This window comes from Methylobacterium sp. SyP6R (genome assembly GCF_019216885.1).
In the GTDB taxonomy this organism is placed as follows: Bacteria; Pseudomonadota; Alphaproteobacteria; order Rhizobiales; family Beijerinckiaceae; genus Methylobacterium.
This window is the reverse complement of the sequence record NZ_JAAQRC020000001.1, coordinates 836,356-862,831: the sequence shown is the minus strand read 5'-3', so window position 1 is coordinate 862,831 and position 26,476 is coordinate 836,356. Positions and strand designations below refer to the sequence as shown.

The 26,476-nt window shown below is 71.3% G+C and carries 20 protein-coding genes; 11 read left to right on the top strand and 9 right to left on the bottom strand.

What is annotated here, in order from left to right:
* Positions 1 to 28 precede the first annotated feature (28 nt).
* Entirely contained in the window at positions 29 to 2,584 is a 2,556-nt protein-coding gene (locus HBB12_RS03875; RefSeq protein ID WP_236988149.1) for a circularly permuted type 2 ATP-grasp protein, read from the bottom strand.
* Positions 2,581 to 5,832, bottom strand: coding sequence for a transglutaminase family protein (locus HBB12_RS03870; RefSeq protein ID WP_236988148.1), 3,252 nt, complete (start codon positions 5,830 to 5,832; stop codon positions 2,581 to 2,583). The genes HBB12_RS03875 and HBB12_RS03870 overlap by 4 nt, the downstream gene beginning before the upstream one ends.
* A 324-nt stretch (positions 5,833 to 6,156) precedes the next feature.
* Here HBB12_RS03870 and HBB12_RS03865 point away from each other — a divergent pair, with 324 nt between their 5' ends.
* The 3 genes from HBB12_RS03865 (at position 6,157) to HBB12_RS03855 (ending at position 10,559) form a co-directional block, all read left to right on the top strand.
* On the top strand, positions 6,157 to 7,317 hold the full coding sequence (locus HBB12_RS03865; protein ID WP_236988147.1) for a zinc-binding metallopeptidase family protein: 1,161 nt from the start codon (positions 6,157 to 6,159) through the stop codon (positions 7,315 to 7,317).
* A gap of 670 nt (positions 7,318 to 7,987) precedes the next feature.
* A complete protein-coding gene (ilvD, locus tag HBB12_RS03860) occupies positions 7,988 to 9,721 on the top strand; it encodes a dihydroxy-acid dehydratase (RefSeq protein ID WP_236988146.1) in 1,734 nt (577 codons plus the stop codon).
* Positions 9,708 to 10,559: a tetratricopeptide repeat protein gene (locus HBB12_RS03855; RefSeq protein ID WP_442919223.1), complete on the top strand. Its 852-nt coding sequence runs from the start codon at positions 9,708 to 9,710 to the stop codon at positions 10,557 to 10,559. The genes ilvD and HBB12_RS03855 overlap by 14 nt, the downstream gene beginning before the upstream one ends.
* Positions 10,560 to 10,611: 52 nt before the next feature.
* Here the strand turns inward: HBB12_RS03855 and HBB12_RS03850 are convergent, their stop codons facing one another.
* A complete protein-coding gene (locus HBB12_RS03850; protein ID WP_236988145.1) occupies positions 10,612 to 11,235 on the bottom strand; it encodes a glutathione S-transferase family protein in 624 nt (207 codons plus the stop codon).
* A 150-nt stretch (positions 11,236 to 11,385) separates the two neighbouring features.
* Here HBB12_RS03850 and HBB12_RS03845 point away from each other — a divergent pair, with 150 nt between their 5' ends.
* The gene (locus tag HBB12_RS03845; RefSeq protein ID WP_236988144.1) at positions 11,386 to 11,712 is read left to right on the top strand and encodes a hypothetical protein; all 327 of its coding nucleotides are present in this window, start codon (positions 11,386 to 11,388) and stop codon (positions 11,710 to 11,712) included.
* Positions 11,713 to 11,843: 131 nt separating this feature from the next.
* Positions 11,844 to 12,209, top strand: coding sequence for a hypothetical protein (locus HBB12_RS03840; protein WP_236988143.1), 366 nt, complete (start codon positions 11,844 to 11,846; stop codon positions 12,207 to 12,209).
* Between the two features lie 110 nt (positions 12,210 to 12,319).
* Here HBB12_RS03840 and trxA (HBB12_RS03835) read toward each other — a convergent pair whose 3' ends face one another.
* The 4 genes from trxA (HBB12_RS03835) to HBB12_RS03820 form a co-directional block, all read right to left on the bottom strand.
* The gene (gene trxA / locus HBB12_RS03835) at positions 12,320 to 12,640 is read right to left on the bottom strand and encodes a thioredoxin (protein ID WP_236992650.1); all 321 of its coding nucleotides are present in this window, start codon (positions 12,638 to 12,640) and stop codon (positions 12,320 to 12,322) included.
* A 225-nt stretch (positions 12,641 to 12,865) separates the two neighbouring features.
* On the bottom strand, positions 12,866 to 13,186 hold the full coding sequence (trxA, locus tag HBB12_RS03830; RefSeq protein ID WP_236988142.1) for a thioredoxin: 321 nt from the start codon (positions 13,184 to 13,186) through the stop codon (positions 12,866 to 12,868).
* 142 nt (positions 13,187 to 13,328) lie between these two features.
* A complete protein-coding gene (addA, locus tag HBB12_RS03825; RefSeq protein ID WP_236988141.1) occupies positions 13,329 to 16,784 on the bottom strand; it encodes a double-strand break repair helicase AddA in 3,456 nt (1,151 codons plus the stop codon).
* Between the two features lie 166 nt (positions 16,785 to 16,950).
* Entirely contained in the window at positions 16,951 to 17,304 is a 354-nt protein-coding gene (locus tag HBB12_RS03820) for a CsbD family protein (protein WP_236988140.1), read from the bottom strand.
* Between the two features lie 257 nt (positions 17,305 to 17,561).
* Between HBB12_RS03820 and HBB12_RS03815 the strand changes: the two genes are divergently transcribed.
* Together HBB12_RS03815 and HBB12_RS03810 are read left to right on the top strand one after the other, a co-directional pair.
* A complete protein-coding gene (locus tag HBB12_RS03815) occupies positions 17,562 to 18,551 on the top strand; it encodes a DUF2865 domain-containing protein (protein WP_236988139.1) in 990 nt (329 codons plus the stop codon).
* Positions 18,552 to 18,907: 356 nt separating this feature from the next.
* Positions 18,908 to 19,834: an MBL fold metallo-hydrolase gene (locus HBB12_RS03810; RefSeq protein WP_236988138.1), complete on the top strand. Its 927-nt coding sequence runs from the start codon at positions 18,908 to 18,910 to the stop codon at positions 19,832 to 19,834.
* Between the two features lie 506 nt (positions 19,835 to 20,340).
* Here the strand turns inward: HBB12_RS03810 and HBB12_RS03805 are convergent.
* Positions 20,341 to 21,120: a DUF1499 domain-containing protein gene (locus HBB12_RS03805; protein WP_236988137.1), complete on the bottom strand. Its 780-nt coding sequence runs from the start codon at positions 21,118 to 21,120 to the stop codon at positions 20,341 to 20,343.
* A gap of 239 nt (positions 21,121 to 21,359) precedes the next feature.
* On the opposite strand from HBB12_RS03805, the gene hisC reads away from it, so the two are divergent.
* The 4 genes from hisC to HBB12_RS03785 all read left to right on the top strand — a co-directional run bounded on the left by hisC (position 21,360) and on the right by HBB12_RS03785 (position 25,456).
* On the top strand, positions 21,360 to 22,475 hold the full coding sequence (hisC, locus tag HBB12_RS03800) for a histidinol-phosphate transaminase (RefSeq protein WP_236988136.1): 1,116 nt from the start codon (positions 21,360 to 21,362) through the stop codon (positions 22,473 to 22,475).
* A complete protein-coding gene (locus HBB12_RS03795; RefSeq protein WP_236988135.1) occupies positions 22,468 to 23,400 on the top strand; it encodes a prephenate/arogenate dehydrogenase family protein in 933 nt (310 codons plus the stop codon). Before hisC ends, HBB12_RS03795 begins: the two co-directional genes overlap by 8 nt.
* Positions 23,401 to 23,508: 108 nt before the next feature.
* The gene (locus HBB12_RS03790; RefSeq protein ID WP_236988134.1) at positions 23,509 to 24,705 is read left to right on the top strand and encodes a patatin-like phospholipase family protein; all 1,197 of its coding nucleotides are present in this window, start codon (positions 23,509 to 23,511) and stop codon (positions 24,703 to 24,705) included.
* A gap of 22 nt (positions 24,706 to 24,727) precedes the next feature.
* Positions 24,728 to 25,456 (top strand): SDR family oxidoreductase, encoded by a 729-nt coding sequence (locus HBB12_RS03785; RefSeq protein WP_236988133.1) that lies wholly within the window; start codon positions 24,728 to 24,730, stop codon positions 25,454 to 25,456.
* A gap of 418 nt (positions 25,457 to 25,874) precedes the next feature.
* Here HBB12_RS03785 and HBB12_RS03780 read toward each other — a convergent pair whose 3' ends face one another.
* A complete protein-coding gene (locus tag HBB12_RS03780; RefSeq protein ID WP_236988132.1) occupies positions 25,875 to 26,354 on the bottom strand; it encodes a cupin domain-containing protein in 480 nt (159 codons plus the stop codon).
* Positions 26,355 to 26,476: the final 122 nt, after the last annotated feature.

The window sequence follows — 26,476 nt, the reverse complement described above, 5'->3', positions numbered from 1 at the left end:
ATCGGACGCCGCTCCAGGGGGCTTCGACTCACGCCAGGGTGGTGAGGGGTTCGGGCCGCGCGGCGTCCGACCCGCCCGGAAAGTAGCGCGCACCGATCGCCTCGGCGATCTCCCACAGCCGCGTCTCCCAGGCCGCCACGGTGTCGAGCGGCAGGGTGGCGGCTTCCGCGGCGGCGATCTCGCCGGATAAGCCGGCGACGAGCCGCACCGGCAATTCCGCCACCCCGTCCTGGCGCAAGGACGGCAGCACCGCAAGGCGCTCGGCGAGGCACGCGACCTGGAAGGCCAGCGAGCGGGGATTGTAGGGATCGAGCAGCACCATGTCGCGCACCGGCGCGAGCGCCACGCCGAGGATGTAGCGGGCGCCGTAGGAGATGCGCGAATCGACGAGTTCGAGCAGCACGCCGAGATCGTCGGTGCTCGCCCCCGCCGCGCCGAATTCGAGGGCGAAGCGGCAGGCGTTGACCGCCCGCTCGACCCGCCGGCCCATGTCGACGAAGGCGAAGCCCCCGGCCCGGTTCATGTTCTCCTGGGCGAGGCCGGCCAGCGCCGCCGTGAGCGAGAGGGCGCGCTCGGCCCGGTCGAGGAGGGCGGCCTCCGAATCCGGGCTCTCGGCCGGCGCCTCCAGGGCGGCGTGCAGGGCCGAGAGGGCGCGCCAGGTCTCGCCGGACAGGCGCTCGCGCAACGACGCGGCGTTGCGCCTTGCCGAGAGGGCATGGGCGAGGCCGGAGCCCCATTGCGCCCCATCCGACAGGGCGTGGTGGGCGAGAAGCACCGCCGGCCCCTCGACTGCCGGCACGGCGCCCAAGCGATGGAGCAGGGCGCGGATGCGGGCCGAGGTCGCGCGGTCCTCCTCGGCCGTCGAGATGCTGCCGGCCCCGTCGAGCAGGCAGGCGGTGAGGCGGATCACCGCCTCGGTACGCTCCAGGTGGCGGCCGAGCCAGAACAGGTTGTCGGCGGCGCGGCTCGGCAGGAGGCCGGGCACCCGGCGCACCGCGACCCGGTCGGTCGGCGGCAGCAGGCTCGCCTGGGCGGCGGTGGAATCGGAGGACAGGATCCAGACGTCGGCGGCGCGGACCCCGGCGCCCATCGCCACCGGGCGCACGTCCGGCGTCTCGGAGATGCGGCAGAAGCCGCCGGGCATCACCCGCCAGCCCTCCGGCGTCGCGGCGGCGAAGACCCGGAGCACGAAGGGCCGGGGCACCAGCCGGGTGCCGTCCCAGACCGGGGCGGTGGAGAGCCGCACCGGTTCGTGGGCGACGAGGTCGCCGGGCCGGTCGCGCAGGATGGCGCGCAGGCGCGCGGTCTCGGCCGCGTCGCGCCCCTCGCCGAAGGCCCGGCTGGTGAAGGCACCCTGCGCCGCCGCGGCCGCCGGCCGGAAAGCGAGGTCGTCGAACCGCGCCATCACGGCGTCGCGCTGCTCGGGATCGCCGCACCACCAGGTCGGCAGGCCGGGCAGGCGCAACCTCTCGCCGAGCAGCCGCTCGCACAGGGCCGGCAGGGAGGCGGCGAGCCAGGCGCTCTCGACGAGGCCGGTGCCCGGCATGTTGCCCATCGCCACGGCGCCGGCGCGCAGGGCCTCGACCAGGCCGGGGGCGCCGAGGCGGGAGGCGGGGTTCAGCTCGAGGGGATCGACGAAGTCGCCGTCGATGCGCCGCCACAGCACGTCGACCCGCTTCAGGCCGGCGACGGTGCGGATCGACACCATCCCGTCGCGCACCAGGAGGTCGTCGCCCTCGACGAGGGAGAAGCCGAGATAGCGGGCGAGCACCGCCTGTTCGACGTAGGTATCGCTGTAGGGGCCCGAGGTCATCAGGCCGATGCGCGGTTCGGCCCGGGTCGCCGCCGCGGCGAGGCCGTCGCGAAACGCCTGGAAGAACGAGGCGACGCGCTCGACGTCGAGGGCGCCATAGACCTCCGGCAGGGCCCGGGCCATGACGAGGCGGTTCTCGAGGGCGTGGCCGGCCCCCGACGGCGCCTGGGTCCGGTCCGCGAGTACCCGCCAGGCGCCGTCGGGCCCACGGGCGAGGTCGGCGGCGTAGAAATGCAGGTGACGCCCGCCCGGGGGCGCGACGCCCACGAGCGGACGCAGGAATTCCGGATCGCCCGCAGCGGCGGCGGCCGGCAGCTGGCCCGCCCGGGCCAGCGCCCCGTCGCCGTAGAGGTCGGTCAGCACCGCTTCCAGCAACTCGGCGCGCTGCGCCACCCCGGCGGCGATCGCCTGCCACTCCGCCCCCTCGATCAGGAGCGGCAGGGCGCCGATCGGCCAATCGCGCTCGGTCGCCTCGCCATAGGCCCGGTAGGCGATGCCGGTCTCGTGGATATGCCGCCCGGCCGCGGCGAGGCGGGCGGCGATCTCGCAATCGGGCAGGTCGGCGAGGTGGCGCAGGAACTTTTCCCAGGCCGGGCGCAGGGACCCGTCCGGGGCGACCAGCTCATCGGGCAGGCCCGGCAGAGCGGCGTAACCCGCCGTCCAGCGTGCCAGCCGCTCCTCGGGCCCGTCCTCGCGCACCGCCTCCCCGCCCGGCCCGTCCTGCGGAGGAGCCGGCGCCGGGAGACCCGCCTTCGCCAGCGCCTCGCTCATCGGCCGCCAAGCGTGCGCAGGTCGAGGGTCAGGGGGAACTCGCGCCGGATTTCCTCCGGCGGCGCGCTCACCCGGCCCGGGGTGTGGCCGTTCTCCTGGAAGCGGGCGAGGCGGCGGCCTTCCGCCTCGTAGGTGTTGACCGGGAAGGTCTCGTAGTTGCGCCCGCCCGGATGGGCGACGTGGTAGACGCAGCCGCCGAGGGACCGGCCGCTCCAGGTGTCGAGCACGTCGAAGGTCAGCGGCGCGTGGACCGGGATCGTCGGGTGCAGGGAGGAGGCCGGCTGCCAGGCCTTGAAGCGCAGGCCCGCCACCGCCTCGCCGGAGCGGCCGGTATCGGTCATCGGCAGGCGCCGGCCGTTGCAGGTCACGACGTGCCGGCTCGGCACGTAGCCCGACACCTTGACCTGCAGCCGCTCCACCGACGAATCGACGTAGCGCACCGTGCCGCCGATCGCGCCCTCCTCGCCGAGCACGTGCCAGGGCTCCAGGGCCTGGCGCAGCTCGAGCTTGACCCCGCCGCGCTCGACCTCGCCGTAGCGCGGGAAGCGGAACTCGGCTTGTGCCTCGTACCAGGCCGGATCGAAGGCGTAGCCGGCGCGGTTGAGGTCGCTCAGCACCGAGGAAAAATCCTCCCACAGGAAGTGGGGCAGCATGAAGCGGTCGTGGAGCGTCGTGCCCCAGCGCACGAAGCTGCCTTCCTGCGGCTCTCGCCACAGCCAGGCGACGAGGGCGCGTAAGAGCACCTGCTGGGCGAGGCTCATCCGCGCCTCGGGCGGCATCTCGAAGGAGCGGAACTCCAGCAGGCCGAGCCGCCCGGTCGGGCCGTCGGGCGAGTAGAGCTTGTCGATGCAGATCTCGGACCGGTGGGTGTTGCCGGTCACGTCGGTGAGGATGTTGCGGAACAAACGGTCGACGAGCCAGAGCGGCACGTCCGGCCCGCCCGGCGGCGGCACCTGGGCGAGCGCGATCTCCAGTTCGTAGAGCCCGTCGTGGCGCGCCTCGTCCATGCGCGGCGCCTGGCTGGTCGGGCCGACATAGAGGCCCGAGAACAGGTAGGACAGGGACGGGTGGCGCTGCCAGTACAGCACCAGGCTCTTGAGCAGGTCGGGCCGGCGCAGGAACGGCGAATCGGCCGGGGTCGCGCCGCCGAGCACGACGTGGTTGCCGCCCCCCGTCCCGGTATGGCGCCCGTCGGTCATGAATTTCTGCGCGCCGAGCCGGGTCTGGCGGGCATCGTGGTAGAGGCCGGTGGTGATCTCGACCGCCTCGCGCCAGGTCTTGGCCGGCTGGACGTTGACCTCGATCACGCCGGGATCGGGCGTGACCTTGATCACCGAGAGGCGCGGATCGTAGGGCGGCTCGTAGCCCTCGACGTGGAGCGGCTGGCCGATCTCGGCGGCGGCCTCCTCCAGGACGGAGATCAGGTTCAGGTACTCGTCCACCCGCTCGACCGGCGGCATGAACACGCAGAGCACGCCGTCGCGCGGTTCGACCGCGAGTGCCGTGCGCACCGCCACGCCGACCGGGACGGGCTTGCGCGGCGGCGCGGCGGCGGCGCCGGGCTGGAACGGCCCGCGCTGCTCGACCGGATCCTGCGGCACGTAATACGGGTACTCACCCGGCGGCACGTAGGGCAGCGAGGCGAGCGGCAGGCGGAAGCCCGCCGGGGAATCGCCCGGCGCGAGGTAGATCGCCCCGCGCTTGAGTTGCCACAGTTCCGAGACCCAGTGCCGGTCGGCCCCGACCGCCACGTTGGCGAGCGGCAGCACGAAGCCGACCGCGTTCTCGAGCCCGCGGGTATAGACCCGGACCATCCGCCGCTGCGATTCCTCGTCGCCGACCTTCGGGTCGAGGGGCGTGACGTTGACCGGCAGGTCGGCGACCTTGCGGTCCCAGTATTCCGGGTCCTCGAAGACCGGCTGGATATAGGCGTCGAGGCCGAGCCGCCGGGCGAGGCCGTGGATCAGCGCCTCGGCTTCCTCGATGCCGGCATCCCGCTTGCCCGTCTCGGAGGCAATGAGCGCAGGGTCGCGCCAGACCGGCTCGCCGTCCTTGCGCCAGTACAGGCCGAAGGCCCAGCGCGGCAGGCTCTCGCCCGGATACCACTTGCCCTGGCCGTAATGCAGGAAGCCGCCGGGGCCGAAGCGGTCGCGCAAGCGGCGGATCAGCTGGTCGGCCAGGCCACGCTTGGTCGGCCCGACCGCGGCGGCGTTCCACTCGGGCGCCTCGAAATCGTCGACCGACACGAAGGTCGGCTCGCCGCCCATGGTCAGGCGCACGTCCTGGTCGGCGAGGTCGCGGTCGATGCGCTCGCCCAGCGCGTCGAGGGCATTCCACGCATCGTCCGAGAACGGCTTCGTCACCCGCGGCGCCTCGGCGACGCGGGTGACGGTCATCTCGAAGTCGAAGGTGACCTCGGCGTGGTCGGCCAGGCCCGCGATCGGCGCCGCCGAGCGGTAATGCGGGGTCGCGGCGAGCGGGATGTGGCCCTCGCCGCAGAGCAGCCCCGAGGTCGCGTCGAGCCCGATCCAGCCGGCGCCCGGCACGTAGACCTCGGCCCAGGCGTGGAGATCGGTGAAGTCGGTGGTGGTACCGGCCGGCCCGTCGACCGCGGTGGTGTCGGGCACGAGCTGGAGCAGGTAGCCGGAGACGAAGCGGGCGGCCATCCCGAGGCGGCGCAGCACCTGCACCAGCAGCCAGGCCGAATCGCGGCACGAGCCGCTGCCCTTGACGAGAGTCTCGGCCGGGGTCTGCACCCCCGGCTCCATCCGCACGACGTACTTCACCGAGTCGCGCACGAGCGCGTTCAGCGCCACCAGGAACAGCACGGTGTTGGGCTCGGCGGGCAGCCGCGCCATCAGGGCGTCGATCTCCGGGCCGCCCTCCTCGACGGCGAGGTAGGGGCCGAGCTCGGCCTTCAATTCGTCCGGATAGGCGAAGGGCCGGGTCTGGGCATACTCCTCGACGAAGAAGTCGAACGGATTGATCACCGACATGTCGGCGACGAGGTCGACCTCGATCCGGAACTGCGTCGTCTTCTCGGGGAAGACGAGGCGGGCGAGCCAGTTGCCGTTGGGATCCTGCTGCCAATTCACGAAGTGGTTGGCCGGCGTGACCTTGAGGGCATAGCTCTCGATCCGCGAGCGCGTATGCGGCGCCGGCCGCAGGCGGATCACCTGCGGGCCGAGGGAGATCGGCCGATCGTAGGTGTAGGACGTGACGTGGTGCAGTGCGGCCTTGATCGACACGACGAATCCGAACCTTCTGCTCTCGTGAGGGATGAGCCCGCCGGCCTGTTCGCGCGTTCCGTGGCTTCCAAGCTTGGGCTTCTACACCGTGGCAGGGCCCGCGTCAGCCGCCGCATCGCGTGACGGACGCTTCCTTGCACCGGTCTCGGCACCGGTCTCGCGTCTCTCTACGTCATCGCGAAACCGGTCCTGAGGCGGCAGGGCAAAAAATTGAGGCAAGTCCCGTGCCGTCCGCCACGGAACCTCCGGGCGGGATAGCTCCTTGAGGTTTCGCCCCGTCGGGTTTCCACCCCCGCATCCCGCGGGGCCCGTCCGGACGCCGCGATGAAGATCTTCCAGTGCCAGTCCTGCGCGCAGCCGGCCCATTTCGAGGCCGATTCCTGCGAGAGCTGCGAATGCCGCCTCGGCTACGATCCCGAACTGACCGACATGACCGCGATGCTGCGGGCCGGCTCGCGCTGGCGCGGCCTCGCCGATCCGCGCCGGAAGTACCGCGCTTGCGCCAACCGTGAGTCGGGCGGCTGCAACTGGCTCGTTCCCGCGGGCTCGGGCGAGACCTACTGCCTCGCCTGCCGGCACAACCGGGTGGTGCCGGACCTGTCGATTCCCTGGAACAAGACCCGCTGGCGCGAGGTCGAGGCGGCCAAGCGCCGGCTGTTCTACGCCATGCTGCGTCTGCGCCTGCCGCTCGCCTCCCGGCGCGACGACCCCACCGGCCTCGCCTTCGACTTCCTGGTCGATCCGGCGGAATCCTACCTCACCGGCCCGCCGGTGCTGACCGGGCACGACAACGGCCTCATCACCCTCAACATCGCGGAGGCCGACGACGTCGAGCGCGAGCGGCGGCGCACGCAGTTCGGCGAGCATTACCGCACATTGCTCGGGCACTTCCGCCACGAGATCGGGCATTACTTCTGGAACGTGCTGGTGCGGGCCGATCCCTGCCTCGACGCGTTCCGGACGGCGTTCGGCGACGAGCGGGCCGATTACGGCGCGGCGCTCCAGCGCCACTACGCCCACGGCCCGGCCGAGGGCTGGCAAGAGACCTTCGTGTCGGCCTACGCCACCTCCCACCCCTGGGAGGACTTTGCCGAGACCTGGGCCCACTACATGCACATCGTCGACACGCTGGAGACGGCGAGCCAGTTCGGCGTGCGGGTGCAGCCCAAGCTCCAGGCCGGGCCGGCGCTCCACGCGCCGATCACGCTGGCCGCGAAAGTGGATTTCGACCCCTATCGCAGCCCGGATTTCGGCCGGCTGATCGAGGCCTGGCTGCCGCTGACCTTCGCCATGAACTCGCTCAACCGCAGCATGGGCCAGCCCGACCTGTACCCGTTCCGGATGACGCCGGCGACGATCGGCAAGCTGTCCTTCGTGCACGACCGCATCTACGCCCGCACCGACGCGGCGGAGACCGAGGCCGGGACGCTCCGGGCGGTGATCGCGGGGTTGCGGCACCGGGTGGCGGCGCCGCGCTCGGCGTGAGTACGACTCGAGGTTCGTACCGACCGTCTTGATACCCTCCTCGTCATTCCGGGGCCGCGCAAGCGGAGCCCGGAAGCCAGAACTGCCGACCATTCAGAACAAGGCGGATCGCGCACCGCTTGATCCTGGTCCTCCGGCGGTTCTGGATCCCGGGCTCCGCTTGCGCGGCCCCGGGATGACCCTGTGCGGTGGAAGCTTTACTGGAAAACAGCTTTCCCGGAGCGATGCGACGCATCGCGCCGATCATCGGATGGCTGCCCCAAACCGTCCCGCGCGAGCCATATTCCCGCACGGCTCATGCCTCACGCCGGGCACAAACAACCGGCACTCTCCCCCCATGCCGACGACCGACCGCCTCGCCTGTCAGAGCTTCTCCACAAGCTTAGCTGTGGCGAGGCCGCAACACCGCGAAAGCATCCCAGCTTTGCCCCAGACCGCCCCCCGCACCGCCGCGTTCCCGCCATAAACCGGCGGCACCTCAACGGCCACGTTAAACGACTGTCCCTACAGTGATTTATCGTGGTGTTCCGGGCCTCCCGGGGATCGCGGGCGGCGCTGGCGGATTGACTGAGGCGACGGGTCCGTTCGCGCGAGCCGTCCCAGGGCGGTGCAGGGAGCGGGACCGGGGAAAAACCGGCCTTTCAAGAAACTACGGGTACGGGACAGGGCCATGGACGCGCGTCACACCACCGACAAATCGAAGCTGCCCAGCCGCTACGTGACCGAGGGTCCCGAGCGCGCGCCGCACCGGTCGTACCTCTACGCCATGGGTCTGACCCGCGAGCAGATCCACCAGCCGCTGATCGGCGTGGCGTCCTGCTGGAACGAGGCGGCGCCCTGCAACATCTCGCTGATGCGCCAGGCCCAGGCCGTGAAGAAGGGCGTGGCGGCGGCCGGCGGCACGCCGCGGGAATTCTGCACCATCACGGTCACCGACGGCATCGCCATGGGGCATCGCGGCATGCGCGCCTCGCTGCCGTCCCGCGAGGTGATCGCCGATTCGGTCGAGCTCACCATGCGCGGCCACGCCTACGACGCGCTGGTGGGGCTTGCCGGCTGCGACAAGTCCCTGCCCGGCATGATGATGGCGATGGTGCGCCTCAACGTGCCCTCCGTCTTCATCTATGGCGGCTCGATCCTGCCCGGCACCTTCCGCGGCCAGCCGGTCACCATCCAGGACCTGTTCGAGGCGGTCGGCAAGCACTCGGTCGGCGCGATGAGCGACGACGACCTCGAGGAGCTGGAGCAGGTCGCCTGCCCGTCGGCCGGCGCCTGCGGCGCGCAGTTCACCGCCAACACCATGGCGACCGTCTCCGAAGCGATCGGCCTCGCCCTGCCCTACTCGGCCGGCGCGCCCGCTCCTTACGAGATCCGCGACCGGTTCTGCGCCACCGCCGGCGAGATGGTGATGGAGCTGCTCGCCAAGAACATCCGCCCGCGCGACATCGTCACCCGCAAGGCGCTCGAGAACGCCGCGACCGTGGTGGCGGCGTCGGGCGGCTCGACCAATGCGGCGCTCCACCTCCCGGCGATCGCGCATGAATGCGGCATCGCATTCGACCTGTTCGACGTCGCCGAGATCTTCAAGCGCACGCCCTACATCGCCGACCTGAAGCCCGGCGGGCGCTACGTCGCCAAGGACCTGTTCGAGGTCGGCGGCATCCCGCTCCTGATGAAGACGCTGCTCGACGGCGGCTTCCTGCACGGCGACTGCATCACCGTCACCGGCCGCACCATCGCCGAGAATCTCGCCAAGGTGGCCTGGAACGTCAACCAGGACGTGGTGCGCCCCTCCAGCCAGCCGATCACCGCGACCGGCGGCGTGGTCGGCCTCAAGGGCAACCTGGCGCCGGAAGGCGCGATCGTGAAGGTCGCCGGCATGCCGCCGGAGAAGCAGACCTTCGCCGGCCCGGCCCGGGTCTTCGACAACGAGGAACTCTGCTTCGAGGCGGTGAAGAACCGCAGCTACAAGGAGGGCGAGGTCCTGGTGATCCGCTACGAGGGCCCGCGCGGCGGCCCCGGCATGCGCGAGATGCTGGCGACCACCGCCGCCCTCTACGGCCAGGGCATGGGCGACAAGGTGGCGCTCATCACCGACGGGCGCTTCTCGGGCGCCACCCGCGGCTTCTGCATCGGCCATGTCGGGCCCGAAGCCGCGGTGGGCGGCCCGATCGGCCTCCTGCAAGACGGCGACATGATCCGCATCGACGCGATCCAGGGGACGCTCTCGGTCGACCTCTCGGACGACGAGCTGGCCCGGCGCCGCGCGGCCTGGCAGCCGCGGGCCAACGATTCGACCTCGGGCTACCTGTGGAAATACGCGCAGACCGTCGGCCCGGCGGTGACGGGCGCGGTGACGCATCCGGGCGGGGCCCAGGAGACGCTCTCCTATGCGGATATCTGAGGCCGGCCTGCCCCAGCGGGCGGGTCGCCGGTTCCTCCTCGCGCTGCTCGGCCTGACCATGGCCGGGGCGGGTCCCGCTGCGGCGCTCGACGCCGCGGTGCGGACTCCGGTGCCTGCAGCCGTGGGCTACCGCAACGCCCGCGAGGCGATGCGGACGGGCATGCGCGACTACAATGCCGGCGACAAGGAGGGCGCAGCGCGTGCCCTCGAATACGCCGCCGGCCAGGGCCACGCGCTCGCCCTGTGGAAGCTCGGCCGCATGTATGCGGAGGGCGACGGCGTCCCGCACGACGACCTCAAGGCGTTCGAGTTCTTCTCGAAGATCGCCGACGAGAACGCCGACGAGGGCCCGGAGGCGCCGAATGCCGGGGTGGTGGCGAGCGCCTTCACGGCGCTCGGGCGCTACTTCCTCGACGGGATCAAGGGCTCCTACGTCCGCGCGAACGTCGAGCGCGCCTACGACATGTTCAACTACGCGGCGACCTATTACGGGGACCCGAACGCGCAGTACAACCTCGCCCGGCTGTACCTCGACGGCACCGGCGTGGGCCAGGACCCGCGCCAGGCGGCGCGCTGGTTCAACCTCGCCGCCGAGAAGGGGCACCCGGCGGCCCAGGCGCTGCTCGGCCAGCTCCTGATCAACGGCCAGGGCGTCACGGTGCAGCGCGCCCGGGGCCTGGCCTGGCTGACGCTCGCCCGCGACGCCGCGGAGGGGCCGAAGGACCAGTGGATCGTCACCCTGCAGGAGCAGGCGATGGCGGCGGCCAACGAGCGGGACCGGGCCGAGGCCCAGGCCCAGGTCGACGGCTTCTACCGCCGCAGCGCCAAGGGACGCTGAGAGAGGGGACGCGGAAAAGCCCCCTCTCCCTCCCTTTCCTCGCCGTCCTCGTTCAGCCTTGCCGGGCCGCGATCGCCGTCTGGAACGACGGGCGCTCCAGGATGCCCTTGACGTAGGACGCCAGCTTCGGCCAGCGCCCCGCATCGACCGCCTCGCCGGCCAGATGCAGGTTGTGGAACGTCGTCGCGACCGAGATGTCGGCCAGACCGAAGGCGCCGCCGACCAGATACGGCCCGTCGATCACCCCTTCGAGATAATCGAACAGCCGCGGCAGCTCCTCGGTCATGCACTTGGCGACCACCGCCTCGTCGCAGGGCTGGTTCATCATCTTGGGCCGCAACACCCGCTGGACGAAGGGCTTGATCAGCACCGGGAACAGCTCGGTATCGCCGAGCTCGTCGAACCAGGTCGCCCGGCCGAGATCGCGCGCCCCGCGCGGCAGCAGGGCCGGCTCCGGATATTGGCGCTCCAGGTAATGGATGATCGCCGAGGAATCGGCGAGCCGGAAGTCCTCGTCCTCCAGGGCCGGAATCTTGCCGAACGGGCTCGCCGCCCGGAAGCGCGGATCGGGATCGTGGAAGCGCAGCGGCACGTGCTGGACCTCGACGCCCTTCTCGGCGAGGACGACGAGGACCTTGCGGACGAAGGGCGACAGGCTGGTGCCGTAGAGTTTCATCGCGTCTTTCTCCCTTGCGGCCGCGCAGCGACCGCCGCGGCGGATATCGCACCCGACCGGCCGGTGGGAACCCCCTCCCCCGCCTGGAAACCGCCGGTCCGCACGCCCATAATCAGGGCCGGCCTTTCCCGGCCCGAAAGAGGCCGACCCGTGGACGATACGTTCGACTTACGTGAGCGCCTGTCCCGCGCCTGGCGGGCGGTGTTCGACAACGCCGTCGAGGCCGGCAGCCCGCCCGAGGCCTTGGTCGAGACGATGACGGCGGTCGCCCATGCGCGGTTCGCCGAATTGTTCGGCACGGCCGCGGCGGCGAGCTACCTCGCGCTGCTGGCCGAGCAGATGCGCGAGGTCGACCACGACGAGGCCGAGAGCCTGATCCGCGGCGAGACCCCGGCAGCGGCGCCCTTCGACGGGGTCGCCCCGGCGGAGGATGTCGCGGCGATGGACCCGGCCTGGATCGACCGCGACCCGGCATGAAAGCGAGCGGAGGCGCGGACCCTCGTTACGGGCGTGCGCCCGCGCACATGTCGGGCCGCGCGCGCAGGAACAGGGATGGTCCTCGCTCGTTCTCGGCGCAGATTCGTCATCGACGCATCGCGAGCCCATCCATGATTCTGCGCTCCTCCCTCGGATCCGCTCTCGCCGTGGCGTCCTGGATCGCCTTCGGCTTCACGGCCCAGCCGCATCGGGAACAGGCGACGCCGCAGGACCCGGTGCTGCTGTCCGGCATCGAGGCCGACCTCGCCAGCCGGAAATGCGACGGCGTCCGGATCGATGCCGACCATTTCCGGGCCTTCTCGTCGCAGACGCGCCTCAACCACGCCGACTTCTTCCAGAAGACGCGCTCGGTCCGTCTCCAGGCAGCCCTCGACGACCTCGACACCCGGCTGCGGCGCGACCGGCAGGCGGCCTGCGAGGCGATCTGGGTAGCCTATGGTCCGGGGAGCGCGCGGCCCTTGCTGCGGCGGGGGTGAGGCACCAACCGTCACCAGCACCCGGTCGGGCCGGCGCAGTCCGCCCCCTTCCCTCGGCCGGCGAGCGCGAGGACGACGCCTTCATCGGTTCGTCGCAGTCCAGCAAAAATTCAGCTGTTGCTCGTGATCCATTCGATCAGTTTGCTGGCCGGCAGCAGTCCAACCTTGCTCGCAACGACGTTGCCGTTCCTGAAAAGCAACAAGGCCGGAACCGCACGTACATTGTATCTCATCGGCACCGACGGGTTTTGATCGATGTTGATTTTGACGATCCTTACCCTTCCCGACATCTTGACCGAAACATCCTCCAGAATCGGATGGAGCATCCGACAGGGTCCGCACCACTCGGCCCAGAAATCCACTACGACCGGCTCTGCCGCCTGCAGCACGTCCTGCTCGAAGCTGTCGTCGCTCACGGCCATGATCGTCATCGTCACGTCTTCCTCACTCTCAAGGGTGGCGGATGAGCGTCCCAGACCAGCCCGAGAGCGAATGATCGACATGCGTACGTTAATTTTACACCAATATCGACTTTCCAGGGCTCCCGATCAGGGTCGGAATTGCATCGTGTCGGCAATGCATGACGACGACGGGCCTTGGATACGAAAAAGCCCGGCCTCTCGGCCGGGCTCCTCGTCGTTCGGCGGCCGCGCCGCTCAGGCCTTGGCCTGAATCCAGCGCGACAGCTCACCCTTGGGCTTGGCGCCGACGACCTGATCGGCGAGTTCGCCGCCCTTGAAGATCATCAGGGTCGGGATCGAGCGGATGCCGTACTTGGCCGAGATGCCGGGATTCTCGTCGACATTGACCTTGGCGATCTTGACCCGGCCGTTCATCTCGCTGGAAATTTCCTCGAGCGCCGGGCCGATCGCGCGGCACGGGCCGCACCACTCCGCCCAGAAATCGACGACCACGGGCTCGGCCGATTGCAGCACGTCCTGCTCGAAGCTCGCGTCGGTCACCTTCACGGTTGCCATCGCTTGAAAATCCTTTTCGTCATGAAGCCGGCCGACGGCGCGGACCGGCCCGCGTGGGAGGGAAGTTAAGAACCGCTTCGGGTCCGATCAAGCGTGACGGCCAAGCCGTCCCCGCTCCGATCGTGCGGTGGCGCACCTTCGGTCACGCCAGCGTGTCCAAGGCGGCGTCGCATTCCTCCGGCGTCAGGCGGCGCACGACCGGGCCGGCGGTCCAAACGAGGAGCGGGTGCAGGGCCCGGCCCGGATAGATCGTCGCGAGCAGGCGCGCATAGAGCGCGACCTGAGCCGCCTGGCCCCGCGGCGTCGGCGCGCCGTCCGCCGGGGGGCGGCCGGTCTTGAAGTCGACGAGCCAGACCGCCTCCCCCGTCACGGCGATGCGGTCGACCCGGCCATGCACCGGGCGCGAGGCTCCCCCGACATCGATGCTGCCGGCAAGCGTCACCTCGGCCCGGGCCGCGGGCCCGAACAGCACCGCGAGGTCGGGATCGTCGAGAAGGCGCAGGGCTTCCGCGGCGATTGTCCCGCGCTTGTCCGAATCGAGACCCGGGGCACGGGCGGCGACGAAGGCCGCGGCCGCCGCCGGCCGGCGCTCGGGCGCGAGACCGGGCAGGTGCTCCAAGAGGGCATGGACCAGCACGCCGCGACGGCGGGCCGCCGGATCGCTGGAGCGGGCGTCCGAGCGGCGCGGCTCGTCGGCGGCGCCCAACCCTGAGGGGCGCAGCGGCGGCAGCGGCTCGGCCTCCGGCCTCACCGCGCGATGCAGCCAATCCGGCACCAGGGCGGGCTCCTCGACCCCCTCGGGCTTAGGTGCCGCCTCCGGCAGGGCGGCGCCCTCGCGCCAACTCTCCGCCGGGCCGTAGGGCATCTCCGCCGCCTCGACGCCGCCGAGCCGGTGCACCAGGCCGCGGCGGATCATCTCGCACCAGGCCTCGGCCGGCGTCTCCTTGTCGTTGCCGGAATACGGCGCGATGACCAGCCGGTCCTTGGCCCGGGTCATCGCGACGTAGAGCAGCCGGTTGTGCTCCTCCCCGGCCTTGGCATGGAGCGCGTCGCGGGCGCGGGTGATCGCCGGGCTGTCATGCGCCTTGGCGCTCGACCAGACCGGCACGGTGCTGCCGTCCTTGAGACGCATCGGGATGAGCGGCGGATCGCGGCCCAGCGCATCGCAGCCGTCGAGCACCAGGACCAACGGTGCCTCCAGGCCCTTGGCGCCGTGCACCGTCATCACCCGCACCTCGTCGCGGGCGGAATCGAGGTCGCGCTTCACCGTGTGGCCGCCGGCGTCGCGCCCGCCGCTCGGAGCGTAGCGAGCGAGGAACCCGGTGAGCGAGGGCGCGTCCGGGCCGGCCTCGGCCTGGGCGGCGGCGGTGAGGAAGACGTCGATGGCATCCCCCGCCTCGCCGCCGAGGCGCTGGACCAGCAGCGCCCGGCCTCCCCGCGGCCCGAGCAGCTCGGCATAGAAGCCGAACGGCCCGTGCTCGCGGGCAAGCGCCGCCCAGCCGTCGAGGGCGGAGACGCCGCGGAGAGCGGCCGGGTTTCCGGCCTCGGCCCGGCGGCGCAACGCCGCGACGAGGGACTCGGCCGGATCGCGCCCGGCCGCGATGCCGACGAGGTCGTCGTCGGTGAGGGCGACGAGCGGCGTCTTCAACGCGGTCGCCAGCGTCAGGTCGTCCTGCGGCAGCAGTGCGGCGCGGCCGGCGGCGACGAGATCGAGGACCGCGATGTGGGCGGCGATGTCGAGGCGGTCCTGGCCGGCCACCGGCACGCCCTCGGCCTTCAGCGCCCGGATCACGCCCTCGAAGGCGGCCGAGCGCTTGCGCACCAGGATCAGGACCTCGCCGGGCCGCCAGACCCGGCCGGATTCGTCGCCCGAGGTGGTCCAGAGCCGCACCGCCCTGGCGACCCGGCGGGCGGTGACGAGCGCCGGCGCGCCGGCCTCGATCGCATCGACCGGATGGGTCCAGGCGTCGGGCTCCTCCTCGGCGCTCGGCCGCTCGACCGGCCACAACTCGATCTGGCCCGGCGCCCGCACCCGGGCGGTGGAATGCACGGTGCCGATGGCCGCGTCGCCGAAGGACAGGCCGCGATAGTGATCCGCCAACGCGAAAGTCGCGTCGACCGCCTGCAAGACGCCGATCGCCGAGCGGAACGACAGGGTCAGGCCGACATCGGCGAAGGGCAGCCCGGCCCCTTCCGAGTCCTTGCGCCAGGCCCGCCGCGTTGTCTCGAACTCCTCCGGCGCGGCTCCTTGAAAGCTGTAGATCGACTGCTTCGGATCGCCGACCGCGAAGCGGGTGCGGGCGAGCCCGTTGCCCGCCTCGCGGGCCCCCTCGCCGGCGCAGAAATCCTCGGTGATCCGGCGCAGGATCTCCCATTGCTGCGGGTTGGTGTCCTGCGCCTCGTCGATCAGCACGTGGTCGACGCCGCGGTCGAGCTTGTACAGCACCCAGGCCGAATCGACCCGGGTCAGCAGGTCGAGGGTCTTGTGGATCAGGTCGTCGAAATCGAGGGCGCCGAGGCGCGCCTTCTGCGCCTCCATCCGGCGGTGGATCTCGGCGGCGAGCGTGAACAGGGCCTCGGTCCGGGCGAAGGCCCGGGCGGCCTTGAGGCGGTCGCGAAGCGAGGCGAGCCGGGCCTGCTCGGCGAGCAACGCCTCCTTGGCGTCGGCCGCGACCGACTTGGTGCCGAGCGACGAGGCGGCGTAAGCGTCGCCCTCGCCCTCGTCCTTGAAGAACGCGGCGAGGGTCAGCGTCAGCCGGGCCGGGCCGGTGGCGGAGAGAGCGAGCGCCAGGGCGTCGGCGCGCTTCTCGTCGTTGGCCTTGCCGGTGCGCAGGGCCGCGATCAGCCCGGCGAGGTCGGGCCCGCCGTCGAGCATCCGCGCCTCGATCACTGCTAGCGTCTCGTCGGGGGCAAGCCCCAGCGCGCCCCGCAGGGCGGCCAGGCGCGCCGGCAGCCCGTCGGAATGGCCGATCAGGCCGCGATTCTGAACCGCCGCCGTCATCGCCCGGCGCAGGGCCTCACCCGCCGCCTCGGGGGCGACGAGGCTCAAAGCCGCCGCAAGGCCGGGATGGCGGGTATCGACCGCGTCGGCCAGCACGTTGTCGATGGTGCGGTCGATCGCCTCGCGGGTCTGGGCCTCGTCCAGCACCACGAAGCGGGCCGGCACGTTGGCCTCGAACGGCACGAGGTGCAGCAGGCGCTCGCACAAAGCGTGCAGGGTCTCGATCTTGAGACCGCCCGGCGTCTCGACCGCCCGGGCGAACAGGCGCCGCGCGCGGCGCAGGGTCGCGCCGTCCGGCGCCTCGCCCTCCAGCGCGGTCAGCTCGGCGCGCAAGGACGCCTCGTCGAGGGTGACCCAGCGGCCGAGGCGCTCGAACACCCGGATCGCCATGTTGGCGGCGGCGGCCTTGGTGAAGGTGAGGCAGAGGATCTTGGCCGGGGCCGCGCCGTGCAGCAGCAGGCGCACCACCCGGTCGGTGAGCACCTTGGTCTTGCCCGCCCCGGCATTGGCCGACACCCAGGCCGAAGCGCGCGGATCCGCGGCCCGCCGTTGCGCATCCTGCGTCAGCCCGTCGACGACGAACCCCTCGATACCCATCCGCACTCCTGCCGAGGCCAGACGGCCATCCTGCCGCGGTCGCACTCAACGGGGCGTTGCCTCAAGCGGGATCGGGGGGTGCTGCACAGGGATTTCGCGCGGCGTGGCGGCGGGGGCACAGGATCGGCGACGCAAGCGAGCGTCACCGATCCCGAGGGAGCGGTGCTCAGTGGCGGTTGTGGAGCAGCCAACCGAAGACGTAGCCGATCCCGCCCGCCACCAGCAGGGCGGCGAGGTGGTGGTCGCCGATCTGGCGGGCCACCGCCCGGTCGGCGCGCCGGTAATAATGGCGCCCGGTCTCGCGGGCCTGGTCGGCATAGTCCGGTGCGGTATCCGCAAGGCCGCGCACCGCGTCCCTCACCCCGTCCCTGGCCTGGCCGTAGACGTTGCGGGCCGCCCCCGCCGCCTGGTCGGCGAGGCCTTGCGCCTGGGTGCCGGCATCGCCCGTCCACTCGCCGACGCGCTGCTGCACCTTGCCGCCGAGCTCCTTGCCGGCGCCGATGATCCGGTCGGAATCCATCGCGAGTCTCCTTGACTGTCGGCGGTCCGCGCAGGGCCGCCGCTCCCCTCCTCAACGCATCAAGGCGCCAAACGGTGGCGCGGACCGGCGCTCACCCTCTTGAATCGCCGGGCGCAGGGCTCCCGCCCGAGGCGGCGGCAAGCCGAATCACCCCGCCGCCGGCGTCGAGTCATGAAATTGTTATCTCAGCGCTTTTCCGCAGTTGCGCGAGTCCCGGGCGAATCGTTAATTGACCTTAACCTTCGGTGAGGCATCCCGTGAACTTCCCCTCGACTCCGTCCGGCGGCGCCCGGACGCGTGCCCTCGTCCGCACGCTGGCCCTCGGCGCGCTCCTCGGCATCGGGGGCGTGGGCGCCGGTACCACCCTGGTGCACGCGGCGGACGATGCCGGCGTGCTCGATTTCCTGCTCGGCGACGTGCCGCGCAGCCTCGGCCTGCCGGCGCGGGCGCCGCGACCGGAGGCCTCCTTGGGCGAGCGGCGGGTGCGCTGGACGAGCCGGCCGGCCAAGGCGACGGTCGAGCGGCCGCGCTGGACCGATCCGGCGCCGCGGCCGCGGGCCGCGGTCGCGCAATCCGCCTCCCTGCGCCGGACCGATGACGCCGCCGCGAGCCACCACACCGGCGCGGGCAACCATGCCCGCACCGTCTGCGTGCGTACCTGCGACGGCTACCTGTTTCCGCTCGCCAACCTCGACGGACGAACCGCGGCGCCGGCGCAGGAACAGGCTTGCGCCGCAGCCTGCCCGGGGGCGGAGACCGCCCTCTACACGGTGCGGGCCGGCGAGGAACTGGACCAGGCCGTCAGCCGCACGGGCAAGCCCTATCGCAGCCTCGCCGCCGCCTTCGCCTATCGCAGCCGGCGGGTTCAGAACTGCACGTGCAGCCCGGGCCCGGGCGGCTATGCCCGGCTGCTCCTGCAGGACGCGACCCTCCGGCCCGGCGACGCGGTGGCCGGCGGGACGGGAGGTCAGGTCTTCGCGGGGCGCGACCGGCGCGGGGAAGCCCGCTTCGTCGATTTCCGCCGCGCCGGAATGCTCTCCCGCGCCGAGCGGCGCGACCTCGACCGCACCCTCGACGTGAGCCGCCTGGAGCGGGCGCGGGCGGAGTTCCGCCGCTCGCTCGCCGAGGAGAAGACCGGCGGGTTCGGCCGCCTGCGCTACGCCTCCGGCAATCTCGGCTTTACCGACGTCGTCAGCGACGCGACCGCCGGCCCGATCCGGATCGTGGTGCCCTCCCCGTTCCGCTGATCGGCGCCCGCGGGATTCTGTTGCGGGCCGGAGACAGGGACCGTCTTCCGGGGCAGGACGCCCTCGCGGCGCTTGCGATTCACAGGGGCTCGTGACGAAACTCATTCCCGCCGAGGCCTCCGCCCGGCTCCCTCCCGCATCGTCGTCCGCCATGTCGCCCGCGCTCGAGAATCGTCTGTCGTCGTTCCGCGAAGTCGCGGCCGTTTTCGTGAGTTCCGGCCTGTTCTTCGCAGGCCTCCTGTGCTGGGCGTGGATGGCCGGCTGACGTCGGGGGGAGGCGCCCGGACCGGCCCCTCGACAGGGGGCAGCGCGCCGGCTAACCCGGACCCGTCGTCAACGCCGCGGGAGCCCGTCCGATGAGCGAGTCCGAGGCGCCCGAGGCGGCGCCCTCCTTCCTGCGCGAAGCGCCGGTGAGCGGCCGGGTCGAGGCGGTGTCGCCGCTGGTCCGGCGGCTGGTCTGCCCGAATTCCGGGCCCTTCACCCAGAGCGGCACCTGCACCTACATCGTCGGTCACGGCCGCGTGGCGGTGATCGATCCCGGCCCGGACCATCCGGAGCACCGGGCGGCCCTCCTCGCCGCCCTCGACGGCGAAACGGTCGACGCGATCCTCGTCACCCACACCCACCGCGACCACTCGCCCGGCGCCCGGCCGCTCGCCGCCGCGACCGGCGCCCCGATCCTCGGCTGCGGCCCGCACCGGCCGGCGCGCGCCGTGCGCGGCGCGGAGCGGGGACGGCTCGACGCGGCGGGCGATGCCGACCACCGGCCGGACCGCGAGTTGGCCGACGGCGAGAGCGTTTCGGGGCCGGGCTGGACCCTGACGGCGCTCGCCACCCCCGGCCATACCATGAACCACCTCGCCTTCTCGTTCCCCGAGGAGGAGACGCTGTTCTCGGGCGACCACGTCATGGCCTGGTCGACGAGCATCGTGGCGCCGCCGGACGGCGCGATGGGGGCCTACATGGCCTCCCTCGACAAACTGCGCGGCCGGTCGGAAAGCATCTACTGGCCCGGCCATGGCGGCCCGGTGCGGGAGCCGCAGCGCTTCGTGCGCGGTCTGCTGAGCCACCGCCGCGCCCGCGAGACCGGCATCGTCGAACGGCTGGCCTCCGGCGAGCGCACCATCCCGGGCCTCGTCGCCGCGCTCTATTCCGGCCTCGATCCGACGTTGCGCCCTGCGGCGGCGCTCTCGGTCTTCGCCCATCTGGAGGATCTGGTGGAGCGCGGGCGGGTGGTGACGGAGGGGATGCCGACGTTGGATTCGGAGTATCGGCCGGGATGAGACGTCGGCTCGGCCCGTTCCCTGCGCATGCGTTCGACCATCGCGATCCCGTCCGCAACCTCATCCTGAGTGTCAGTCGATCAGAGATCGCACGCGATCGCAGATCGACTGACCTCGAAGGGGGGCTCCAGGGATCGCCGAGTTGTCTGGAGCCATCCGTCGACGCTAGGTTCACTCGCACCTCAGAGCCTGTTTGAGTGGTGTTTCCATCGCTGAAATTCAGATGATCAAGGATATCCTACCCTCCCCCTCATCCTGAGGCGTTAGTCGATCAAAGATCGACTGACCTCGAAGGAGGGCTCCAGAAACCTCAGCGATCCCTGGAACCCTCCTTCGAGGTCAGTCCATCTCCGATGAACTGACACTTCAGGATGAGGTCGCGGGCAAGATATGCCCTGCCGTGTCCGGCTTCATGAAAGACGATCCCGTTCAAACAGGAACTCAGGATGAGGTCGTGGGTGAGATGTCGGGGTCGCTCAGTCAAGCAACCTCGACAAAGCGCCCGCCTACTTCACCGCTAGCGCCAGATTCCCGATTTCATCCAAGTACGCCCGGATGTGATCCGCATTCTGCCCGAAATCCCGATCCCCGAAGCGGGTCGCGGAGCGCACGTCGATGCGGGTGCCGTCGGCCCGCGGGTGCAGGCGGACCGTGACGTCGTAGGGCAGCCCGAGCAGGCGCGAGCGCACCACCGCCTCGATGCGGCCGTTGCCCACCCGGCCGCCGGGCTTGTAGGATTCGACCACCTGCCACTTGCGGTTCTGCGCCGCCTTCATGGCCAGCGCGAAGGCCTCGTCGGGGCCGAGATCGAGGGTGATCGGGGCGATCTGCGGATAGGCCTCGCGCTGGAGCGCGCGGGCGGCGGGGCTGGAATCGCGCGGCAGGCGCCAGCCCCGCGCCTCCCAGGCGGCGCGGGAGCGCGAGAAGGCCGGCGGGGTCTCGATGTCGGTCGAGACGTCGGTGAGCGGCGGCAGCATCGCGCCGCGGGCCACCATGTAGGCCGGATAGGCCAGGACCACGACGGCGAGCAGGAGGCCGCCCACCGCGATGCCGAGGCCGCGCGCGCCCTCGCGCCAGATCCGCACGAAGGCCGCCAGGGCGAGCAGGACCGCCAGGAGCGCGAGCCCCACCCCGGAGCCGAGGGCCGCCAGCGCCGCCTCGGTCTGCGCCCGCGGGTCGCGCACGAGGAGCAGCGACAGGCCGACCACCGCGAGGGAGAGCCAGGCGAGGCGCAACGCCCAGGGCGCCGCCCGGGTGACGGGTTCCTCGACGATCAGGCGGCGCATGAAGAAGGACGACTCGGCTGCATGATCCGGCGGGGCGAGGACCGCGCCGGAACGGGCGGCCTTGAAGCCCCGGTGTATCGCCCCGCGACCGCCGGCGCTACCGGGCGCCCGCCGCGTTGAACCGGCGAATCGCCGCCGTGCCCGGCGCAGGGCTCCCGCGCTTTTCGCGCCGTTTCCCAAAGGCCGCGACTTGCTCTAGACGGCGTGACGTTGTTCGACGCCGATTCCAAGGTTCGCCCATGTCCGCCGCCGCCCTTCGCCCCGTCCCGCGCCCCGGTGTCCTCGCGATCGAGGCCTACGTTCCGGGCAAGAGCGCGGCGCCGGCCGGCGTGACGCTGCACAAGCTCTCCTCGAACGAGACGCCGATGGGCCCGAGCCCGGCGGCGATCGCGGCGATGCAGGAGACGGCGGCGCATCTGGAGCTCTACCCGGACGGCAGCGCCACCAAGCTCCGCCAGGCCATCGCGCAGAAATACGGCCTCGATCCCGAGCGCATCGTCTGCGGCGCCGGCTCGGACGAGCTGCTGTCGCTCCTGACCTACGCCTATATGGGCCCGGGCGACGAGGGGCTGTACTCGCAATACGGCTTCCTGGTCTACCGCATCGCCATCCTGGCGGCGGGCGGCACGCCGGTGGTGGCGCCGGAGCGCGACTGCACCACCGACGTCGACGCGCTGCTGGCGGCGGTGACGGACAAGACCCGCATCGTCTACCTCGCCAATCCCAACAACCCGACCGGCACCTACCTGCCCTTCGACGAGGTGCGGCGCCTGCATGCCGGCCTGCCCAAATCCACCCTCCTGGTGCTCGACGCGGCCTATGCCGAATATGTCCGGCGCAACGACTACGCCGCCGGCCTGGAGCTGGTGGCCGAATCCGAGAACGTGGTGATGACCCGCACCTTCTCGAAGGTGTACGGGCTTGCCGCGCTGCGGATCGGCTGGATGGTCGCGCCCGCCGCGATCGCCGACGCGGTCAACCGCATCCGCGGGCCGTTCAACCTCGGGGCCGCCGCCATCACGGCGGGCGCCGCCGCGATGGCCGACGACGCCCACATCGCCAAGGCCGTGGCCCACAACGACGCGTGGCTGCCGAAGGTGACGAAGGCGCTGGAGGGCCTCGGCCTCGTGGTGACGCCGAGCGTCGGCAACTTCGTGCTGATCCACTTCCCTGAAACAGCCGGCCGGACCGCGGCCGACGCCGACGCCTACCTCACCGCCCGCGGGATGATCCTGCGCCGGGTCGGGGCCTACGGGCTGCCGAACGGCTTACGCATGACGATCGGTACCGCCGAGGCCAACGAGGCCGTGGTGGCGGCGCTGACCGAGTTCGTGAAGGCTCCCCCGCGTGGCTGAGGCCCCGTTCCGGCGCCTCGCCATCATCGGCCTCGGGCTGATCGGCTCGTCGATCGCCCGCGGTGCCCGGGCGGGCGGGCTCGCTCAGGCGATCGTCGCGGTCGACCGCGACGCGGGCGTGATCGAGCGGGTGCGAGCGCTCGGGATCGCCGACGAGGCCACCACCGACCTCGCGGCGGGCGTCGTGGGGGCGGATCTCGTGATCCTGTGCGTGCCGGTCGGCGCCATCGGGGCGGTGGCGGCGGAGATCGCCGGCTCGCTCGCGCCCGGCGCGATCCTGTCCGACGTCGGCTCGGTCAAGGCCGCGGTGGTGGCGGCGGCCGAGCCGCACCTGCCCGAAGGCGTCGGCTTCGTGCCCGCCCACCCGGTCGCCGGCACCGAGCATTCGGGGCCGGATGCGGGATTCGCCAGCCTGTTCCACGGCCGCTGGTGCATCCTGACCCCGCCGGAGGGCACGGATCCGGCGGCGGTGGCGCGGGTGCGGGCGTTCTGGGAGGGACTGGGGTCGGTCGTCGAGACGATGACGCCGGCCCACCACGACCTCGTGCTGGCGATCACCAGCCACGTGCCGCACCTCATCGCCTACAACATCGTGGGCACCGCCGCCGATCTCGAGACCGTGACCCAGTCCGAGGTGATCAAGTTCTCGGCCGGCGGGTTTCGCGATTTCACCCGCATCGCCGCCTCCGACCCGACGATGTGGCGCGACATCTTCCTCACCAACAAGGAGGCGGTGCTGGAGATGCTGGGCCGCTTCAACGAGGATCTGGCGGCCTTGGCCCGCGCCATCCGCTGGGACGACGGCGAGGCCCTGCACGCGCTCTTCACCCGCACCCGGGCGATCCGCCGCGGCATCGTCGCCGTGGGCCAGGAGACCGCCGAGCCGGATTTCGGCCGCCGCGCCGGCTCCAAGGCGGCGGAGTGAGCCTCGCGCGGAACCGTTCGGCCTCTCGAGCTTTGCCATAAGCGTTGCCGTTTCGTCGTGTTCGTCGGATACTCCCCGGCGAGGCGGCGTGGCGAAACTCGTGGTGTGATGATCGTGTCCCTTCGATCGACCTGGAAGCGCGGCCTCGCGGTGGCCCTGATCGGAGCGCAAGCGGCCGCCTGCGCCTCGCTGCCGCGCATGCCCTACACGGCGGCGGAAGCCGCAACCGCCACGGTGCCGGGCCAGCAGCCCGACATCCGCTTCTGGGCCGACGGCTCGGCCCGCAGCTTCGCGGCGGTGGCCGACCAGGTGAAGGCCTCGCGCGAGCCGTTCAGCTACCTCGCCCTCTCGGGCGGCGGCGGCGACGGGGCCTACGGCGCCGGCGTGCTCAACGGCTGGAGCGAGACCGGCAAGCGCCCGACCTTCACCATGGTCTCGGGCGTCTCGACGGGTGCGCTGATCGCCCCGTTCGCGTTCCTGGGCCCGGCCTATGACGGCTACCTGCGCCAGATCTACACCAGCGGCGAGGCCGCGACCCTGGTGCGCTCGCCCAACCCCCTCAACGTGCTGACCGGTGACGGCCTGTTCGGCGATGCACGCCTGCGCGACCTCGTCGGGCGCTACGTGACGCCGGACCTGCTGGCGGCGGTGGCCGAGGAGCACCGCAAGGGCCGGCGGCTCCTCGTCGTCACCACCAACCTCGATTCGCAGCGCGCGGTGATCTGGGACATGGGCGCCATCGCGGCGAGCGGCCAGCCCAATGCCGTCGAACTCTTCCGCGACGTGCTGACCGCCTCGGCCAGCGTGCCCGCGGTCTTCCCGCCGATGCTGATCGACGCCCAGGCCGGCAACCACGCCTTCCAGGAGATGCATGTCGACGGCTCGGTGGTGACGCCGGTCTTCACCCTGCCCGAGGCCTTCCTGACCCAGGACGGGCGCATCGCCGCGAGCCGCGGCAAGCCCAACATCTACGTCGTCATCAACGGCCGCATCGAGCCGAGCTTCGACGTGGTGCAGAACGGCACCCTGCCGATCGCCGTCCGCTCGCTCTCGACGGTCGGGCGATCCCGCGCCCGGGCGACGCTCGCCAGCACCCAGGCCTTCGCCCGCCGCAACGGGATGGGCTTCAACCTGACCTATATCGACCGGCGCATCCCCGAGGTCCCGGCCTCGCAGGGGTTCGACACCGCCTATATGCGCCGCCTCTACGACGACGGCTACCAGAAGGGCAGCAGCGGCACGGTGTGGCAGACGAGCCTGCCACGGGACGGCGAGCCGGCGGTGCCGACGCTGGCCCTGCGCTGACATCGGCAGAGAAGGAAACGCCGTGGCGGGAGAACTGCAAGGCAAGGTCGCGGCGGTCACCGGCGCGGCCTCGGGGATCGGGCTCGCCAGCGCCGAGGCGATGCTGGCGGCGGGCGCCCGCGTGGTGCTGGTCGACCGGGACGAGGCGGCGCTTGCCAGACTATGCGCCAGGCATGGCGGGGCGGCGATCCCGCTCTCCCTCGATCTCCTCGATCCGGCCGCCTGCGCCGGCCTACTGCCGCGGATCCTCGAGGCGGCGGGCCGCCTCGACATCCTGCATGCCAATGCGGGATCTTACGTCGGCGGCGACCTCGTCGATGCGGACAGCACCGCGATCGACCGGATGCTGAACCTCAACGTCAACGTCGTGATGAAGAACGTGCACGACGTGCTGCCGCACATGATCGCGCGGGGCTCCGGCGACATCATCGTGACGAGCTCGCTCGCCGCGCATTACCCGACGCCGTGGGAGCCGGTCTACGCCTCGTCGAAATGGGCGATCAACTGCTTCGTCCAGACGGTGCGGCGGCAGGTGTTCAAGCACGGCATCCGCGTCGGCGCGATCTCGCCCGGCCCGGTCGTCACCGCGCTGCTGGCCGACTGGCCGGCCGAGAAGCTGGAGGAGGCCCGCGCCTCCGGCAGCCTGCTCGAACCCGAGGAGGTGGCGAACGTGGTGATGTTCATGCTGACCCGGCCGCGGGGCATGACCATCCGCGACGTGGTGATGATGCCGACGAACTTCGATCTGTAATGGTTTTCTGCGATATCGGATCGATTTGCTCCATGCCGTCGAGAGCTTGTTTGACCGATCAACGTATTCCCTCCTGCCCCGCAATCTCATTCTGAGAGTCTGTTTGGGCGGATCGAGCTGCTAAAATTTAGGGAAATCCCTAGAACATCCTAATCTTCACCTCATCCTGAGGTGTTAGTCGATCGGAGATCGACTGACCTCGAAGGAGGGCTCCAGGAGTCGTAGTGGTATCTGGAGCCCTCCTTCGAGGCTCCCTTCGGTCGCACCTCAGGATGAGGTCGTGGGTTGGACAAAGATGCAAGCTAAGTGAAACAGGCTGCCATCCCGGGCTCCGCTTCCGCGGCCCCGGAATGACCCTGCGAGTTGGCAATGGGCGTGATAGCTCGGTCGAAGGATACAGACGGAGCCGTCCGCCCGCTCACTCCCCCGAGCCGTACCAGGTGAAGTGCTTCTTGATCGGCTCGATCACGTCCCAGGTGCCGGAGAACCCCTTGGGCGTCACGAAGGCGTCGCCGGCCCGGTAGGTCTTCGAGACACCCTCGGCATCGGTGACGATCACCACGCCCGCGAGAATCTGGATGAACTCGGCCCGGCCGAAATCGATGCGGAACTTGCCGATCTCGCAGGTCCAGATGCCGGCGGCGAACAGGTTGTCGGGGCTGGTATAGATGTAGGTCGCGGTCTGGACCGGATTGCCCGACAGGATGTGGGAGCGCGGCCACGCGTAGGGCTCGGCCGGGGGCTGCAAAGCCGGAAAGTCGACGGTGGCCTGGAGCGGTCCATCGCGGAACGGCGGCGCCGGGCGCTGCAGGAACGGCACCATGCGCAGCAGGGGAACGACGCCCATATAGGCCAGGAGCGGCCCGGACGATGTGATGAGCTGCTTGATGATTCCCATGATGCCCCCCGCGGTGACCGTCGCCGGCCGTCACGAACCGTTCCCTCGTGGCGCCATACCAACCGACCGCCGTTAACGGAGGGCTGCGGCGAAGGCTCGAATGTGCCCGCATGCGGCAATGC